This window comes from Aneurinibacillus migulanus (assembly GCF_001274715.1).
Lineage (GTDB): Bacteria > Bacillota > Bacilli > Aneurinibacillales > Aneurinibacillaceae > Aneurinibacillus > Aneurinibacillus migulanus.
The window spans coordinates 329-17,304 of record NZ_LGUG01000013.1 but is presented as its reverse complement, the minus strand read 5'-3'; the positions used below and the strand labels follow the sequence as shown (position 1 = coordinate 17,304).

Annotated in this window: 18 protein-coding genes, 7 tRNA genes and 1 pseudogene; 5 read left to right on the top strand and 21 right to left on the bottom strand. The window is 43.1% G+C overall.

The features are described 5' to 3' along the window. Positions 1-228: 228 nt before the first annotated feature. Entirely contained in the window at positions 229-1,971 is a 1,743-nt protein-coding gene (locus AF333_RS29275; protein WP_043067072.1) for a methyl-accepting chemotaxis protein, read from the bottom strand. A 423-nt stretch (positions 1,972-2,394) separates the two neighbouring features. Here AF333_RS29275 and AF333_RS29270 point away from each other — a divergent pair, with 423 nt between their 5' ends. After that, positions 2,395-3,801: an amino acid permease gene (locus AF333_RS29270; protein ID WP_043067071.1), complete on the top strand. Its 1,407-nt coding sequence runs from the start codon at positions 2,395-2,397 to the stop codon at positions 3,799-3,801. Positions 3,802-3,950: 149 nt separating this feature from the next. Here AF333_RS29270 and AF333_RS29265 read toward each other — a convergent pair. Then, a pseudogene (locus AF333_RS29265) lies at positions 3,951-4,472 on the bottom strand (cation diffusion facilitator family transporter); the annotation flags it as partial. Positions 4,473-4,486: 14 nt separating this feature from the next. On the opposite strand from AF333_RS29265, the gene AF333_RS36470 reads away from it, so the two are divergent. Further along, on the top strand, positions 4,487-4,672 hold the full coding sequence (locus tag AF333_RS36470) for a hypothetical protein (RefSeq protein WP_235497052.1): 186 nt from the start codon (positions 4,487-4,489) through the stop codon (positions 4,670-4,672). Positions 4,673-4,702: 30 nt separating this feature from the next. Here the strand turns inward: AF333_RS36470 and AF333_RS29260 are convergent, their stop codons facing one another. The 6 genes from AF333_RS29260 to AF333_RS29235 all read right to left on the bottom strand — a co-directional run bounded on the left by AF333_RS29260 (position 4,703) and on the right by AF333_RS29235 (position 9,427). Beyond that, the gene (locus tag AF333_RS29260) at positions 4,703-5,470 is read right to left on the bottom strand and encodes a class I SAM-dependent methyltransferase (protein WP_043067070.1); all 768 of its coding nucleotides are present in this window, start codon (positions 5,468-5,470) and stop codon (positions 4,703-4,705) included. Between the two features lie 762 nt (positions 5,471-6,232). After that, positions 6,233-6,718, bottom strand: a complete 486-nt coding sequence (gene rimI, locus AF333_RS29255; RefSeq protein ID WP_043067069.1) for a ribosomal protein S18-alanine N-acetyltransferase — start codon at positions 6,716-6,718, stop codon at positions 6,233-6,235. 12 nt (positions 6,719-6,730) lie between these two features. Then, entirely contained in the window at positions 6,731-7,444 is a 714-nt protein-coding gene (tsaB, locus tag AF333_RS29250; RefSeq protein WP_043067068.1) for a tRNA (adenosine(37)-N6)-threonylcarbamoyltransferase complex dimerization subunit type 1 TsaB, read from the bottom strand. Continuing rightward, positions 7,425-7,904, bottom strand: coding sequence for a tRNA (adenosine(37)-N6)-threonylcarbamoyltransferase complex ATPase subunit type 1 TsaE (gene tsaE, locus AF333_RS29245; protein WP_043067067.1), 480 nt, complete (start codon positions 7,902-7,904; stop codon positions 7,425-7,427). Before tsaE ends, tsaB begins: the two co-directional genes overlap by 20 nt. A gap of 22 nt (positions 7,905-7,926) precedes the next feature. Continuing rightward, a complete protein-coding gene (thiL, locus tag AF333_RS29240; RefSeq protein ID WP_043067066.1) occupies positions 7,927-8,958 on the bottom strand; it encodes a thiamine-phosphate kinase in 1,032 nt (343 codons plus the stop codon). Further along, positions 8,936-9,427, bottom strand: a complete 492-nt coding sequence (locus AF333_RS29235; RefSeq protein ID WP_043067065.1) for a SprT family protein — start codon at positions 9,425-9,427, stop codon at positions 8,936-8,938. Before AF333_RS29235 ends, thiL begins: the two co-directional genes overlap by 23 nt. A gap of 58 nt (positions 9,428-9,485) precedes the next feature. Between AF333_RS29235 and AF333_RS29230 the strand changes: the two genes are divergently transcribed. Both AF333_RS29230 and cmpA read left to right on the top strand, forming a co-directional pair. Then, complete coding sequence (locus AF333_RS29230; protein ID WP_407638708.1) at positions 9,486-9,848, top strand: hydrolase/acyltransferase; 363 nt, start codon at positions 9,486-9,488, stop codon at positions 9,846-9,848. Positions 9,849-9,931: 83 nt separating this feature from the next. After that, positions 9,932-10,051: a cortex morphogenetic protein CmpA gene (gene cmpA / locus AF333_RS33250; RefSeq protein ID WP_139188981.1), complete on the top strand. Its 120-nt coding sequence runs from the start codon at positions 9,932-9,934 to the stop codon at positions 10,049-10,051. Here the strand turns inward: cmpA and AF333_RS29225 are convergent. The 6 genes from AF333_RS29225 to AF333_RS29200 form a co-directional block, all read right to left on the bottom strand. Continuing rightward, positions 10,048-12,222, bottom strand: a complete 2,175-nt coding sequence (locus AF333_RS29225; RefSeq protein ID WP_043067063.1) for a Tex family protein — start codon at positions 12,220-12,222, stop codon at positions 10,048-10,050. The genes cmpA and AF333_RS29225 overlap by 4 nt on opposite strands. A gap of 98 nt (positions 12,223-12,320) precedes the next feature. After that, entirely contained in the window at positions 12,321-12,671 is a 351-nt protein-coding gene (locus AF333_RS29220; protein WP_021619872.1) for a type II toxin-antitoxin system PemK/MazF family toxin, read from the bottom strand. 3 nt (positions 12,672-12,674) lie between these two features. Further along, the gene (locus AF333_RS29215; RefSeq protein ID WP_040301484.1) at positions 12,675-12,959 is read right to left on the bottom strand and encodes a CopG family ribbon-helix-helix protein; all 285 of its coding nucleotides are present in this window, start codon (positions 12,957-12,959) and stop codon (positions 12,675-12,677) included. 274 nt (positions 12,960-13,233) lie between these two features. Further along, positions 13,234-14,427, bottom strand: a complete 1,194-nt coding sequence (gene alr / locus AF333_RS29210) for an alanine racemase (RefSeq protein WP_043067061.1) — start codon at positions 14,425-14,427, stop codon at positions 13,234-13,236. A gap of 4 nt (positions 14,428-14,431) precedes the next feature. Next, positions 14,432-14,869, bottom strand: a complete 438-nt coding sequence (locus tag AF333_RS29205) for a hypothetical protein (RefSeq protein WP_043067060.1) — start codon at positions 14,867-14,869, stop codon at positions 14,432-14,434. A gap of 58 nt (positions 14,870-14,927) precedes the next feature. Then, complete coding sequence (locus tag AF333_RS29200) at positions 14,928-15,122, bottom strand: hypothetical protein (RefSeq protein WP_043067059.1); 195 nt, start codon at positions 15,120-15,122, stop codon at positions 14,928-14,930. Positions 15,123-15,271: 149 nt separating this feature from the next. On the opposite strand from AF333_RS29200, the gene AF333_RS29195 reads away from it, so the two are divergent. Further along, positions 15,272-15,832, top strand: a complete 561-nt coding sequence (locus tag AF333_RS29195; protein WP_043067058.1) for a hypothetical protein — start codon at positions 15,272-15,274, stop codon at positions 15,830-15,832. A 62-nt stretch (positions 15,833-15,894) separates the two neighbouring features. Here the strand turns inward: AF333_RS29195 and AF333_RS29190 are convergent. The 7 genes from AF333_RS29190 to AF333_RS29160 form a co-directional block, all read right to left on the bottom strand. Next, a tRNA-Leu gene (locus AF333_RS29190) sits at positions 15,895-15,976 on the bottom strand. A 5-nt stretch (positions 15,977-15,981) separates the two neighbouring features. Next, positions 15,982-16,058 (bottom strand) — tRNA-Arg (locus AF333_RS29185). Between the two features lie 102 nt (positions 16,059-16,160). After that, positions 16,161-16,236, bottom strand: a tRNA-Gly gene (locus AF333_RS29180). Between the two features lie 66 nt (positions 16,237-16,302). Beyond that, a tRNA-Leu gene (locus tag AF333_RS29175) sits at positions 16,303-16,382 on the bottom strand. A 171-nt stretch (positions 16,383-16,553) separates the two neighbouring features. Continuing rightward, a tRNA-Lys gene (locus AF333_RS29170) sits at positions 16,554-16,629 on the bottom strand. 4 nt (positions 16,630-16,633) lie between these two features. After that, a tRNA-Gln gene (locus AF333_RS29165) sits at positions 16,634-16,708 on the bottom strand. Positions 16,709-16,715: 7 nt separating this feature from the next. Then, positions 16,716-16,800: transfer RNA gene (locus AF333_RS29160), tRNA-Tyr, on the bottom strand. Positions 16,801-16,976: the final 176 nt, after the last annotated feature.

Genomic DNA, 16,976 nt, shown 5'->3' with positions numbered 1-16,976 from the left:
TTGTCGAGTATCTCTTTTCTACGTTATATTAATGGCATTCGTATCCCCCTACTTCTCTTCCTTGCTTCCATCCTCATTCTAATCATCTGCATTATGAGGCTGAGTCAAAAGGTTGTTTGGTCTCAAATAGAATCCAATATATAGGTTACTTACCGTTTTCTATACGTTTATACGGTATCGAAGAAGGGTGCCCCATCACTTTTGGGACACCCTCTTTCAGTATCATATTTAAAATTTAAATTTGACAGTTAGCTCCTGTAATTCCTCCGCCATGTTCGATAAAGACGTCGCCAATGATGTAACCTCCTCCATCGACGCAAGCTGCTCTTCGGCAGACGCAGCAATACTTTGCGAGTTTCCAGAGGCTTGCTGTGCAATGCTTGCAACATTCTCCCCGCTTGCTGAAATCTCTTGTACCCCGGCCGATATTTGCTGGGTTACACTGGCTAGTTCCTCAATTTGTTGCGAAATTTGTCCTGTTGAACGCAAGATAGCATCGAATTTCCGTTCTGTTTCATTTACGATTTGTATTCCTGATCCTACTTCTTCTTTTACCTTGTCCATGGTCTGAATGGATTGCTCCATATCTTTCTGGATTTCTTCGATAAGCTTCGAAATTTGATTAGAAGACTTATTGGATTGGTCCGCCAGTTTTCTAACTTCTTCTGCTACAACCGAAAATCCACGGCCATGCTCCCCTGCACGCGCGGCTTCTATCGCCGCATTTAGTGCCAGCAGATTGGTTTGATCGGATATATCTATAATTGTCTTTAACATTCCTTCAATCTCTTTTGTCCGTCCATCCAAAAGCTTAATTACAGCATCTGATTCATTAACGGACTTATTAATCGAATTCATCTGCTTAACCGTCCCTTGTAAAGCGACTCCACCTAATTTGGCCGTCTCTGCCGTATCTGTGGAAGACTCAGAAATAGTCGAGGCGCTCTCGGCAATGCGCTGCATTCCAACTGATATTTCCTCAAGGGAATTTGTTGTTTTCTGTAATGCGACTTGCTGCTCTTCCGCCCCGCTTGCGGATTCTTGTATTGCAATCGTAATTTGTTCCGTTGCTTTGCTTGTTTGTTCCGCACTTGCTGTTAATTCCCGAGAGGAGACAGCAACCTGTTGCGTAGACGCATGTACTTCGCTGATGAGATGTCGCATGCTTTTTATCATATTATTAAAATCCCGGGCCAGCTCGCCGATCTCATCTTTTGATTTAATACTAACCTCTTCAACCGTAAAATCGCCTTCCGCTACATTATTCAACCTCTTACCGATTAACAGAATTGGCTTTGTAAAGCGTGTCGAAAAATAACTTACAACCAGTGTACCTAACAAAACAAAGATGATTGCAATAATAGAAACAAGATATAAAACTTGCTTGGCACCACTATTAAACTCCTTGAAGTAAGCACCTGAACCAACAATCCAGCCCCAGTTTGGCTCTAGTTCAACATAATTAACTTTCATTTCAATCTCGTCTGTATCTGGTGCTATCCATTTATATGTCAGATAACCGCCACCGTTTGTTCCTTTTTCAACAATTTCCCTCCCTAACATAACACCGTCTTTCGTTTTAACATCTGTTAAACTTTGTCCTTCATTAAAAGGATTCATAACAGAAACAGCATCTTTATTTACAGCCCATATGTATCCCGTTTCGCCTACTGTGTATTCTTTTTTTATGGAACGTTTATTTTCGGAATTCTTCTCACCCAATACTTCTTGCCGAATTTTTTCTTGGGCTTCTTCACGTGTTAGATGCCCGGCCTTTACTTGTTCATCCATAAGCTTAATCATGCCTATGACTAACTTAACATTATTTTTCAATTGTGCTTTTCCGGCTTCATCCAACTTACTTTTTGAGTATTCATACGTACTGATACCTATACAGATAGTAGGTACTAATAAAATAAACAAACATAGAATGATTAATTTAGCCCGTAATGATTGTAATGTAAATCTCACCAATGCTCCTCCTTTTATTTGCAACAGAAGACTTAACTACTATTCTTATCGTACTAATAGTACATAATTTTAACCCTTTAAATGTAGTAATTAAATTCTAAATATTTATTTTGTTTATTTTTACTAAAAAATATAAATTTAATATATTTTAGAAAAATATAGAATCAAACTGACTTCCTGAAGAAAATTTATTCCACCATCTACCTTTTTAACGGTTCTCTTATACACCTTGTATAAGAAAATGTCGTTTTTTTTGTAATCTTGTCGAATTGTCCAATTGTTCAACTTTTGAAATAATAATATCATTCAACTAATTATGATAAAAATATTGTTTTTATTAGTAGTGTGAGGTAATTAGGGCATCTCTCCTGAAAAAGTGATGGAGAGTCACCTATATTAATTTTTACAAAAGTGAGGTTGTGTATGGCTGGATTAAATCAGGAACAAAGTCTAAAAAGAGAAATGAAAAGCCGCCACTTGTTTATGATTGCTTTAGGCGGTGTAATTGGTGCAGGGTTTTTCAATGGTTCTGGTTATACAATTAGCCAATCAGGACCACTAGGTGCAGTGTTAGCCTATATGATGGGCGGATTTATTATGTATTTAGTTATGTTGTGTTTAGGGGAATTGACAGTGGCTATGCCAGTATCTGGTTCATTCCAAACGTATGCGACTAAATATATTCATCCATCAACAGGTTTTACAGTTGGTTGGATTTATTGGATAGGTTGGTCTTCAACCGTGGCTTTTGAGATTGTGACGATAGGGATGCAGATGCAAAGATGGTTTCCCGATATTTCCCCATGGCTATGGTCATTACTTACCGGTATCATTTTATTTTCTGTTAACGCTTTCTCTGCACGCAGTTTTGCAGAAACAGAATTTTGGTTTGCTAGCATTAAAGTAGTCACCATTGTCCTGTTTATTCTAATCGGCGCATCTGTTATATTTGGTTTCGTTCCGATTCATGGAGAAACATCTGCTCCTATGTTTACACACTTAACTGAATTTGGATTCTTTCCTAACGGGGCACTGGCTGTGGTTATTGCCATGTTGGCGGTAAACTATTCCTTAGGAGGAACTGAACTCGTGGGGATTGCCTCGGGAGAAAGCGAATCACCGGAAAAAACGATACCAAAGGCAATCAATCAAACAGCGTATCGGATTATCTTATTCTTTGTTTTATCAATTGTCATTCTAGTTTCAATTGTTCCTTGGCAAGAAATTAAGCCAAATGTCAGTCCTTTTGTTACGGCTTTAGATAAGATTGGAATACCTTACGCAGCAGATATTATGAATTTTGTCATCATTACATCACTCTTGTCGGTGGCTAATTCCGGGCTTTATGCTACCACTAGAATGTTGTATTCTCTTTCAAAAGCACAAATGGCTCCAAAATCATTTCAAAAATTAACCGGTAAAGGGGTACCTTTACTTGCTTTAATTGCCAGTATGGGAATTTCTTGCGTTTCTATTCTCGCTTCAAAAATTGCCGCTAATACAGTTTATACATGGATTCTCTCTGTAGCAGGAATGGCATCGATTCTTGCATGGATGAGCATTGCTGCTTCCCAATACTTTTTCCGTAAGCGCTATCTTGCAGAAGGGGGGAAAGTGAGTGACCTGGGTTTTCGTACCCCATTGTACCCTGTAGTACCGATCCTCGCATTTAGCTTTAATTTAATTGTGCTGATTAGTTTGGCGTTTGGTGAGGGCACCAAAATGACCATTTATATAGGGGTTCCGGTAGTCATTGTCCTTCATTTAATCTACCTTTTCTTTATACGCAAGCAAACACATGAACAATATTCAAGCGCAGTAAATGAGTAAGGAAATTGTAAAAAAAGCTTCGCTATTCATACGAGTAGCGAGGCTTTTTTACGTTATACATCCATATTTTTCTTTGACTCAGCCCGGTATGTGCAGCCCTTTTATGTAAAAAACAGCCCCTTATATTAAAATAAGGAGCTGCTTTATCTTTATTTAACTTGATTTAATTTTTCTGGTGTCCAGTCTTTAACTCCATTATCTTCAATAATCCCTAACATAACATCAGTGATGTCAGGATCAGCAATTAATTTATCTTGAACCCGAAATTTAATATCATCAGCGTCAGTTAATGAAAATCCAGGACGTAATTCAATTAGAGATTCAACATGGTAATAGCGCCCTTCTTGTATAATACGAATTTCATTTATATCCGTTACATGCTTATCCGAAAGGATGAGTTTTGCCACTTTTTCTTCTACTTCATGAGGGGCTGCTACACCGATCAAACCAACCATGCTATCAAATCCTACTCGAAAGGCAACAACGAACATGAGCAATCCGATTAAGATGGTTACTACGCCGTCAAGAGCGGCAAAAGATGTTAACGATGTAATAATAATTGTGAGTAAAGCAAAGGTAGCACCTAAGACAACCACAAGATCTTCATAGAAAACCAAGCGAGTAGCTGGTGCTGCACGATTTACGTATTGGAAAGAGGTTTTCAGAATACCTATATACATCTGATTTGATAAATCGACAAATTCTTGTGGTGAGAGGGAAGAAAAGAAGGAAGAGCGATGGGTGGATGGGAGCGGTTGGAAAAAGACACGCTCCCCTTTCTTCTGCCGGATCGAAGGGCGCATCCAACCTCTTCTTTTTTCCGAAATCTCCTCCTTCCAACCACACTCCTCTGTCAAAATATCAAGTGTAATTTATATAGGTTATGTTATTTACCTAAGATTTATTTTTTGTAAGCTTCATAAACGAATTGCTGATTACTATTTGTAGGTTGTTTATTGTAATCAAAGTCGGCGGTCACTACAACTTCAGAAAATCCTATACTTTGTAACACCAATTTAAATTCTTCAACACCATACCAGCGTAATGCAAAACGTTGTAACTCCGATTGAATTAGTTTTCCTTTACGCCATTTTTCATACTTTAAATACGAAACTTTATACTGATTGAATAAATCAGCTTCAACAAGTTTACTTTCCATTGTAATTATATCACCATTAGGAAAAGTAAATGTTGATGTCTCACCATAAGTACCTACATTAAAATTTTTATCAGGTAGAAAAATATCGAGAATTAGTCTACCTCCTATTTCCAAATGCTCATACAATCTCTTTAAAACTTTAATTGATTCATCTCGTTTTTCAATTAATAAAAAAGAGCCAGCAGGAATAATAATTACCTCATATTTATTAGGTAAAGAAAGTTCCTTTAAATCTGATTGAAATAAATTAGGTTTTAACCCATATTCTTCACAGCGTTGACGACAAGAAGCTAACATTTCAGCAGAATAGTCAACCCCGTCTACATTAAGACCAGCTTCTAAAAGAGGAATGATTACACGACCAGAACCAACCATTGCTTCAAGAATACGTCCTTTACAATTTTTAAGCTTTTCTTGATAATACTCTATATCCCCACCGAGTGACTGTCCTATTTTTTTTGTAAAATCATAAACTTCTGTACAAAGCTCTCCATAATTACTAAAAGACATAAATATTTACCCTCCGTGTGTTGTTATTTTACTGAAGGGCAATAAAACTAGATTACCGCTTCAGCACCTTGAATTTAGTTATATATACTTTTGAGCTGACTGTCATAAAAATCACTCACCTTCGAATTATATATGGATGAGTTTAACATAAATAGAAAATTTGATCTATATTGAAAACTTATTGTTCGCACAAGATTTTATATCGAATTTAATATTCTTGTAATCATACCAACCAAGAATTTTCATGTTATAAAATGATTAATAAAACCCATACACAATAAAAAAATGGAGATACTTTTTTATGAGCAAGTTAAATCATAAGGTGTTATTTCTTTTAATGCGTCCAGGTCAGCCAGTGAAAGGATTGCTATAACTACATCTCTAAATCCCAAACGTATCGCCTCCCTTGTTTTCTACCAACGAAAAAAGCGCAACTTAACGGCTCCGCTCCTTTAATTGATATCCTAGTTTACTTCGGCACCAGGAGGCCGCCGCGATTCACTCCTTACCCGCATGCGGTCAACGGGCTTCTTGCCGATAATCAGCCGACAGGAGGTGACTCGTTCCACTTCATTTCATTTGCCTCTGCAATAAGCGTATATCATGGGAGGAGTGACGTATAAAGTCATAAGAAAAGCCGCCTCCAAAAAGAAGCGGCTATCTGATTTATTCGGTTGCCCTTAGTTATCATGTCGCAATCCTAAAGGTGGTCAAAATGTGGGCAATTGGGGTTTTTAACGATAATGAGCAAATAGAAAACCCTTATAATTCAAGGGTTTTCCGCTCTTCACTGTCCTGTTCTAATCTCACCCACATAATAATGGCATCTTCCCCATTGTCCGTATAATAACCTGGCCGTATGCCCTCTTCTACGAACCCAAGCTTTTTATACAGTCCTTTTGCCGTTTCATTGCTGCGGCGCACTTCAAGCGTCATAGCAGCAGCACCGGAACTTGCGGCATGCCCCATTAATCGGTGCATCAATTTTTCACCAAGATATCGTCCACGGTAATCCGGATGAACGGCCACATTGGTAATATGTGCTTCATCCAGCACAAGCCACATCCCGCCATACCCGACAATCCGTCCACCTTTCTCTGCCACAAAATATCTAGCAAATACATTTTGCTTTAACTCATTAATAAACGAATCCCTCGACCAGGGAGTTTGAAATGAAAGTCGCTCCACTTCTTCGATCCCATCAAGGTCTTTCATCTCCATGCGTCGAATGATACACTCATCTGACATCATACTGCCTCCCTACTTCTTTTGGCTGGCAAGCCACTTGGCTTCCGCTTCCGCCAATTGAAGATAGACAGGGGTAAATGTTTGCGTATCTTCAACACGACCTTCTTGGAGAGCTTTCCAGCCCGCTGTAGCGAGGTGGGCGGCACGTGGAACTCGATACGATGCCGGAGCGAACACCGCTTGCTCTCCCAGAATGTTCTGGATGGTATCTTTATGGATAGCAATGTCATCCCCCAGAAACAGTATTGATTCTCGGGCATCTGCCGCTTTCCACTCTTCAAGCGCTTGCTCCAACAGAACGATTCGTTCGGCTTCCGCAAGGCATACTCCTCCTTCCGGTGCATAACGATATACACCGGTATATACTTGCCCGCGGCGCGCATCGAAGAACGGAATAATCCGACCCGGAAAATAAGCGCCATTCCAAGCCAATACTTCCAGGCTGGAAATCCCGATTAACGGAATATTAAGTGACCAGGCTATACTCTTGGCAGTAGCGACACCAATACGCACTCCTGTATACGAGCCCGGGCCCCTGGCTACTACAACCGCCTTCAATTCGGACGGCTCAACTTCCACTTCATCCAATAGTTGGCTAACCATTGGCATAAGTCGAACACTGTGATTTTTTTTCAGGTTAGTGACACATTCGCCGAGCACTTTATCTTCCGTGCACACAGCAATACTCAGACTGAAGTTTGATGTATCAATTGCCAGAATGGTCATTCTTTATCGCCTCACATACTATTTCATATCGTCTGCCGTATGCCGTAAAGATAAGCGTTCGCTCGTCGCCTTCCCCACGGGTAATCGCAATCTCACATCGCTCGGCAGGAAGCTGCTCTGCAATCATCTGCGGCCATTCTACCACCGTCACGCCATCTCCATAAAAATACTCGTCGAAGCCCAAATCCTCCAGTTCATCTTCCATACGATATACATCCATATGATAAAGAGGCAAGCGCCCCATATACTCTTTAATAATCGTAAACGTTGGGCTATTGACTACACCGCTAATGTCCATGCCTCGGGCCAGCCCCTGCGTAAAAGTCGTCTTGCCAGCACCTAAATCACCCGTCAGCGTAAAAACATCTCCGGGTTCTACCAGCCGACCAACACTTTCCGCCAACTCTTGGGTTTCTTGCATGGAACGGGTGTGAAACGTATATGTTTGTGCATCTCTCATCATTATCACTTCCTACGTGAACTTACCGTTCTCCATTAAAATGATTATACCCTTTTTTCGGGAGTGTTGTACTTTTTCCACTTTGCCAATGAATCCTTACCTCAGGAGAACCAGCTTGTACTTCTCCGATCCAGTACAGAGGAAGTTCTTTTTCCGCAAAAGCCTGACTTATACTCTCTTTATATTCTGCAGAAACACAGCCAACCAGTCGATAATCTTCTCCTCCGTAAAACGCCCAATCAAGAGCACAATTCCCGCTCATATCAGCATAACGGAGAACCGGGGCGCTCAGCGGGATTGCTGCTTCCTCCAACACCAGCCTCACATTGCTCGCTTCGGCGATTTCCCAGGCTTCGCTTGCCAATCCGTCACTAATATCGTTCAAAGCGATGCGAATACCGCTCGTTGCCAGCAAACGACCAGCTTTCACATCGGGTTCTGGCAAACGATGCCGATTAGCCAGAGACATCCATTCAACCGGAACGTTGGCAACACCCCATTGTTCTTGCAGCAAAATATCCAGACCGGCCCCTGAATCGCCTACCGTTCCAGTCAAAAAAACGGCGTCGCCAGGCCGGGCATTGCCTCGGAGCAGACCATGATCTTGCTCTACCTCTCCGAGCACAGTAACAGTCAGCGTCAAAGGGCCCGGCACTGCGACCGTGTCTCCTCCAATAAGCGCCATATTATAACGGAGAGCCAATGTCGCCATCCCGTCGTAGATTTCGGCTATTTCCTCTTCGTTCCACGTATGTGGCAATCCTAAAGATACAAGATAAAACAGCGGAATTCCGCCCATCGCTGCTACATCACTAATATTGGATGCCAGTGCTTTATGACCGATATCGCTTGGAAGCATTGTTTGACGCTTAAAATGCACGTCTTCTACCATCGTATCGCAGCAAGCAATCCACTCATAGCCGGTACGTCCAGCAACGATGGCCGCATCATCACCATTACCAACCGTAATCCGTTCTCCAAGTGCTGTAGGCACCTTCTGTCGACCGGTTAAATATGAGATAAGTCCGAACTCATCGCGCCGATTTTCTGTCATGAATATCCTCCACTTCCCGCAGCACCAAAGAACCTCTGCATTTGCCGCAGACGTATTTTTTCGTATTCATGCGCCGTTTACGTAGATAGCGCATACCGCACCCTTTGCATAGTAGCTCATAACGGTATTCCTGTTTTTTACGTGGGGCAAGTGAACGGCAGTATCGGCTACCGCCCACCTGTTTTAGCAACTGTTTAAAATCTGCATCTTTATGTTTATATCCTCGACCGGTTAGGTGAAGGTGGTAGTGGCAGAGCTCATGCTTAATGATCCCTACCAGTTCTTCCATACCGAATGTCTCATAATGTTTGGGATTTAATTCAATATTATGTGTCCGCAATACATAGCGACCGCCTGTTGTCCGCAGACGCGGATTGAAATACGCGCGGTGTGTAAACGGACGGGTAAAATCATCGGAGGAGATTCGTTCGACAAGCTTCTGCAGCTGCGCCTCCGTTAAGCTCTCCATCTCCTCACCTCCATTCTTGCGCCTGTCTCCAACATGCGCTACACTTGTGAACGTACATATGAAAGGGGGAGCTACCTTGCGCTACTGTATTTTATCAACAGAAAAAGAATTGCAATTCGTTGCTATGCCCGATAGTTACATGTATCAGCTCGTTGCGCTGCTGCATCGTCTGCATAAAGAAATCGGCAAGCTGACCGTATCCGAACGCCCTGCTATACCGGAAGTTATCGCAGAGTGCACGGAGCTTGAGCTGCACGCCCAGGGTGCCAACATTATTCAAGGCATCGATTATTTGGCAGATTTAGAAGGACGGTTCGCCTCCCTGCAGGAAGAGAATTATCCGCTCATCGCCTTGTTAACTGAGATTCGCGCACTGCATGCACAGCTTGAATATTTGGTAGAAGAAGGCGAATACGAGTAACATTCATCCCTCCGTCACATATAGTGATAAAAGATAAGTTTATTATAGGCTTGACCATATATCACGTGACGGGAGGGAACAGAATGCCGCAGTGGCTGAAACGCCAGCTAATGAAAGCATTTCAGACGAAAAATCGGCGGCAGATTCTGCTGCTGAACGATTGCTGGTTCTTATATAACGAGAAACAGGGGGGGCAAAGCTAACGCTTTTCAGCCGCCCCTGTTTCCAGTTCTAACATCGTCAATCCGACGCGGCCTTTCTTCATATCAATATCTTTAACCCATACGGTTACAATCTCTCCTACGGAAACGACATCAAGTGGATGCTTGACAAACCGACGGCTCAATTGCGAAATGTGGACCAAACCATCATTCTTGAGGCCAATATCGACAAATGCGCCAAAATCTACTACATTGCGCACAGTTCCTTGCAATTCCATTCCTTGTGTCAAGTCGGCAATATCGAGCACATCTTTTTTCAGCATCGGCTTGTGTAGCTCTTCCCGTGGATCGCGACCCGGACGAAGCAAACTTGCGATGATATCGTGCAGTGTTGGCTCTCCAATATCTAGTCTTTGGGCCATTTCTTTTACATTTACTTCTTTAAGCTTTGCTTTCGCCTGCTCACTTGTGATTTCTTCTGGACGAATCCCCAGTTCTTTCAGAAGTACAGCCACGCTTTTATAGGATTCCGGATGAATAGGCGTATTATCAAGAGGATTCTCCCCTTCGGAAATGCGAAGAAAGCCTATACATTGCTCGTATGTTTTTGCTCCGAGACGGGGCACGTCTTTCAATTGCTTTCGTGATGTATACTTGCCTGCCTCTTCTCTACGTCCAACGATGTTTTTCGCTACCTGTTTCGAGACGCCGGATACGTACTGTAAGAGCGCCGGGGAAGCTGTATTGACGTCTACGCCGACATAGTTCACCGCCGATTCGACGATGAACTCCAGGCTATCCGACAATTTGCTCTGCGATACATCATGCTGGTATTGCCCTACGCCAATGGATTTCGGATCGATTTTAACCAGTTCTGCTAACGGGTCCTGAAGCCGGCGTCCGATCGATACAGCACTACGTTCAGCTACATCTAAATCTGGGAACTCTTCACCGGCCAGCTTCGAAGCTGAGTACACGCTGGCTCCAGCCTCATTGACAATAATATATGAAATATCGCGCTTTACTTCTTTAAGCATATCTACCGTAAACTGTTCCGTTTCCCTTGAGGCGGTTCCATTACCGATAGCAATTACTTGCACTTCGTGCTTTTCGATGAGTCCAATCAGTATTCGCTTGGCTTCTGCTATCTTGTTCTGCGGCGGCGTCGGGTATACGACTGCCACCTCTAACAATTTTCCCGTTTCATCAATCACAGCTGTTTTGCAGCCGGTTCGGTATGCCGGATCCAGGGCAAGTACGACACGATTTCTAAGCGGCGCTTGAAGCAAAAGTTGGCGCAGGTTCTCGGAGAAAATATGGATAGCTTGCTCTTCAGCTTTTTCTGTTAATAATCCACGCACCTCGCGTTCTACAGCTGGTGCAATCAACCGTTTGTAACTATCCTCTATTGTTACTTTAAGCTGCTCGGAAGCAACGCTTTCTCTACGAATCCATTTTCGTTCGAGGTACTGCAGAATAGGCAGGAAATCAAGTTCAATTTTCACACGCAGAATGCCCTCTCGTTCCGCACGGTTTACCGCAAGCACACGGTGCGGTGCAATACGTGAGGCAGGTTCGCTGTATTCATAGTACATCTCATATACTTTTTTCTCGGACGGTTCATCTTCCTTTTTAGCAGTAGACAATGTAGCTCGCTTCATCGTATATTCACGTACCCAGCTGCGTACATTCGGATCATCTGCCATTTGCTCAGCGATAATATCTAAGGCACCCTGTATGGCTTCCTCAACCGATTCCACGCCCTTTTCTCCGTTTATATATTTTGAAGCCTCTGCCTCTAGATTTCCATTGCGGGCAGACAGTATAAATGTAGCAAGCGGTTCTAACCCTTTCTCTTTGGCTACGGTAGCCCGGGTCCGGCGTTTTTGCTTGAATGGCCGATATAAATCCTCCACCTGCTGAAGTTTAACTGCTTCACGAATCTGCTTCTCCAGCTCGTCCGTCAATTTATCCTGCTCGGCAATGAGGCGAATGACCTCTTCTTTCCGTTCCTCCAACTGACGTAAATATTGGACACGCTCCTGAATGGAACGAATCTGGTTCTCATCCAACATTCCGGTCATTTCTTTACGGTAACGAGCGATAAACGGAACCGTGCTACCTTCATCCAGTAGGGAAATTGTGCGTTCTACTTGTCCTGAAGCAATTTGCAACTCTCCTGCAATAACCGAAACCATCTGTTTTACTTCCATGGACCCACATCCTTCCAGGGCTTTTTTTGTCATTCAACGAAAAAAAAGCTACCGTGTTTCACAGCAGCCTCTTAGGAATCAAATACATTCTGAATATCTTAAAAATCAATAAGTCCTAAACTAATCTGGAGAGCGTCATTTACCCGTTCCATCATCTCTTCGTCCAGGTGTGTGATCTTATCCGTTAGCCTTTGTTTGTCGATCGTACGTATCTGTTCAAGAAGAATAACGGAATCACGGTCAAATGCATACGTTTTCGCATCGATCTCCACATGAGTAGGCAACTTGGCTTTTTGTATTTGTGCCGTAATGGCTGCGACGATTACTGTCGGACTGAAGCGGTTCCCTATATCATTCTGTATGACCAATACGGGCCGGACTCCGCCTTGCTCCGATCCGACAACGGGGGATAAATCCGCAAAATATACGTCGCCACGCTTCACGATCACACACTACACCCCGCTCACTAAACGTCCCAACGTCAGATCGGCTTCTTCTTCGGCTTGAAAAGCCTCGCTCGCCATATGCAAATTGATGTTTGCCATCTCCATATACCCGCGCTGCATCATCTCACGGATATGACGCTTTTTACGTTCTTTCAGATACAGTCTCATTGCCTGACGGATAAATTCACTACGATTTGATTTTTCCTTTTCAACCAATCCATCCACTTCCTGTAATAGATGATCTGGCAAGCTAATCATGATACGCTTCGTGTCCATTTTAGACAAGACCATCGCACCTCCAACACCAACGCTATACAACATTTTCACAAGTTGAAAGACCGCGCGAAAGACACATTACCAGTATGGCGTAGCCCATACAAAAATATACTTTACACGGTTCGACAAACGGGAGCATTCGACTCCCTATTTTACTATTCGAGCAATACCGGCAAATTCCTGCCTCTCTTCTCCATTTTTAGAAGAGATTCTGGTCCCTATCTCGATTCTTACTGATTGTACCATGATTCCCTCTGTGTCACAACAGGAGGTATCGCGTTTTATGCGGCTATTCCTGACAAAAGCTTGTCGATATACGGTTGCTAACTGAAACAACCCGGCCATTCTCCATGTATACGCGCGGTACTCGCTTACTAACCATGCAAGTTACCTCGTAATTAATTGTCGCAAGCCACTTCGCCATCTCATCAACAGAAATCTCGTCGTTTCCTTGACTTCCAATAAGCACAGCTTCTTCTCCCACAGCTACATCAGGAATATGCGTAACATCAACCATAAATTGGTCCATGCAAACTCTTCCCGCGATCGGTGCACGCTCTCCCTTAATCAACACATATCCCTTATTCGACAGAAGACGATTATAACCATCTGCATAGCCCACTGGAATGGTTGCTATCACGGCTTCTTGTGGTGCTTCATATGTCGCTCCATAGCTAACTTTTGTTCCTTTTGGCACCCGCTTGACATGGCTTACGCGCGCCTTCCAACTAAAAGCAGGTACAAGAGGAATGTTTGTCGTTTTAGCATAATCAGAAGGATATTGACCGTATAAACTAATTCCCAAACGGATCATATGTCGACTTTTCTCTGGGTAGAACATTGCGGCGGCACTATTGTTTGTATATAGAAGCGGAATCGTGTTACCATATGCCCCCAATTCATCGATCAAACCCTCAAACATGCGATATTGTTCAAGCGTATACGCGGTGTCTTCTTCGTCGGCGGTAGCAAAATGGGTAAACATGCCTTCAATTTCGATCCATGGGCAAGTATGCGCAAAATCAACGAATGCTCTAATTTCTTCCACCGTGCGCATACCGATTCTTCCCATGCCCGTATCGACTTTCATGTGAATTCTTGCAGTCTTTTGTAATTTCTCTGCTTCCCGGCATATTTCTTTTACTATGTCTTGTTGGTATACCGTCATAGCAATGTCGTGGCGAATAGCGACTTTGATGCCGCGTATCGGAAATGAACTAAGCACAAGAATGGGCGCAGTAATACCCTGACTTCGAAGTTCCAGTGCCTCATCCAGCAGTGCTACACCTAACCATTCAGCCCCTTCGTTTAACGCTTTTTGAGCGATTCTGTATGCTCCATGTCCATAACCATCCGCTTTTACTACGGCCATAATCTTCGTTTCTGCGGGAATATGTTTACGAAACGTCCGGATATTCTTTCCGATAGCATCTAAATTAATCTCCGCCCAGACGTCCCGGTAATACTCTTCTGTTCCATCCATTACCTTATCTCCCTCTTTTCTGTATACGTGCAATCTGCTTATCTACTTCTTCAAGGAATTCTTGTGAAGCCATAACATGGTATTTCTTCCCGCTCCGAGTCCGATATGTCGGTTTCCACACGCTGACACGCTGCAATTCGTTTAGCGGCACGCTCTCTTCATTCTTCCCGACACGCAGAACAAGATGCGTACGCGAAAGCTTATATGTCGGGTGCAGAATCGCTTTGTAAATCATCGGTGCAAACCCCACGATAATAATAGCAGCAGCCATTGCGATAATAAATACGGTCATACGTCCCTGCGGCAAGAAGTTTAAGAGGCCAAACATTACAATAATATAAAGCAATGTCTCGATTAACTTGTACATAACCGGGCGCTTTAAGTAGATATCTTTTGCGCTTGCCTCTTCATGGCGCAATATGTTTCCCTGTTGTTTTTTCATGCAAATCTCTTTCCCCCATCATTCATTTTGTAAAATAAGCAACAAATCACCCAAATTGCTAATAATAAATCGCATTCTTACTGGAGCTCATCAAATGCCTGTCTAGTACGATTGAGCCGGACGACATAGGCTCCGAAATCCTTGACTCCTCAAGCATTAAAAGAAATGAATAATACTTCTTCTCGATTACCTTCAGTATCTCCAATACACGGGTATGTTTGTAAGTGAGGCCATATGTCAAGAACCTCTTCATAAAGGTGCATCCTCACTTCCCCATTACATTATGTCCAGTATAGCAGATATCCCGCTAATCTGGGTACATGCCTTATCCCTATTGGTTTTATTGCTACATACAATATGTATAGGGTATATGCCATTTGCTATAGAAGGAGGTGATGAGGGATGGCACAACAACCAAGAAAAAGAAAAACGACAAACGGAAGGCAAGAAGTTGTAAACAAACGATTGAGCGGAATCGAAACATCTCTCTCCGAAATGGAGAGCCAGATGTATGAAGCAAGGGAGACCATGAACAAAATCGAAAACATGCTTACACAATTAAACCAAATAAAGAGCGAACAGCCTTCTAGAAAGAGAAGAACACGAAACCGTCCTAATTCGGAACAACAGCCGCGTCGTCGCGCTCCTCTTTTTCCGATTCTAGGAAAAAAACGTGAGCCTGAACCCAAGTCCCTGCCCTTTGGATTAGGGGGGAACGGTGGAAAAGGATTAGATATGGCCGGAATAGCGGAAATACTTCAAAATCCTGCTGTACAGGGACTAATAAAAAAGGGATTGAATAGTGGGGTGGCTACTAAAACAGCAAAATCAGGAGGAAAAAAGACAGGAAAAGCAGGAAAAAAAGACAGTCTTAATGATATGCTGAATGGCGTAGATTTCACCCAAATAGCCAAGCTGTTACAGAATCCGATGGTTCAATCCATGTTAAAAAATATGTTCTAGAATCAACAGAAAAAGCACTTCTTCCCTGTATATTAGGGAAAAGTGCTTTTTCATACGCATAGTACCGATGGTCGGGGTCGAACCGACACTCCCGAAGGAACACGATTTTGAGTCGTGCGCGTCTGCCAATTCCGCCACATCGGCATAAATGGCGTGCCCGGAGAGACTCGAACTCCCAACCTTCTGATTCGTAGTCAGACACTCTATCCGATTGAGCTACGGGCACATATATTGTTATACAGATGAATAGTAATGGAGCACCCTTACGGGTACAACTGATTTCATCTGAGCAAAGAAGATCATTCATCGTTTTGCAGATGAATAGTAATGGAGCGGACAACGAGACTCGAACTCGCGACCCCGACCTTGGCAAGGTCGTGCTCTACCAACTGAGCTATGTCCGCGCATTTAAAGAAGCGGAAGGTTAGATAAAAAGCGGAAGCTCTTCTCTAACCTTCTACTTCCGGTAATGCGGGTGGAGGGACTTGAACCCCCACGCCGAAGCGCTAGATCCTAAGTCTAGTGCGTCTGCCAATTCCGCCACACCCGCATATTGAAATGGTGAGCCATACTGGACTCCGATGCGCACGATGCGCTAGGTTCTGCGTTAGGCACAGGACGTGCCTGCTTTTAGCAGAACTTCCTTATTACAAGGTGAGAGTCCATACGATGAATATTAACTACATAATGTCAACATTTCATAGTAATGGCTATTTACTAATGGTGAGCCATACTGGACTCGAACCAGTGACACCCTGATTAAAAGTCAGGTGCTCTACCAACTGAGCTAATGGCTCACAATGGCTGGGGTACCTGGATTCGAACCAGGGCATGACGGAGTCAAAGTCCGTTGCCTTACCGCTTGGCTATACCCCAATGTGAGTGGTGGAGGGGGACGGATTCGAACCGCCGAACCCTGAGGGAGCGGATTTACAGTCCGCCGCGTTTAGCCACTTCGCTACCCCTCCATCAATAAAATCAATTTTAAGGTGTAAAATGCTTCTGTATTTAAACAATGTCATTTTATTTTAACAATGATGCACTCTCAATACAAGTGTAACAATCAAGGAAAGTTTCACAAGCATGACCATTATTGCCAAATAATTGTTTGTATAAAACAAGAATGCAGATAAACCGGCGAAAG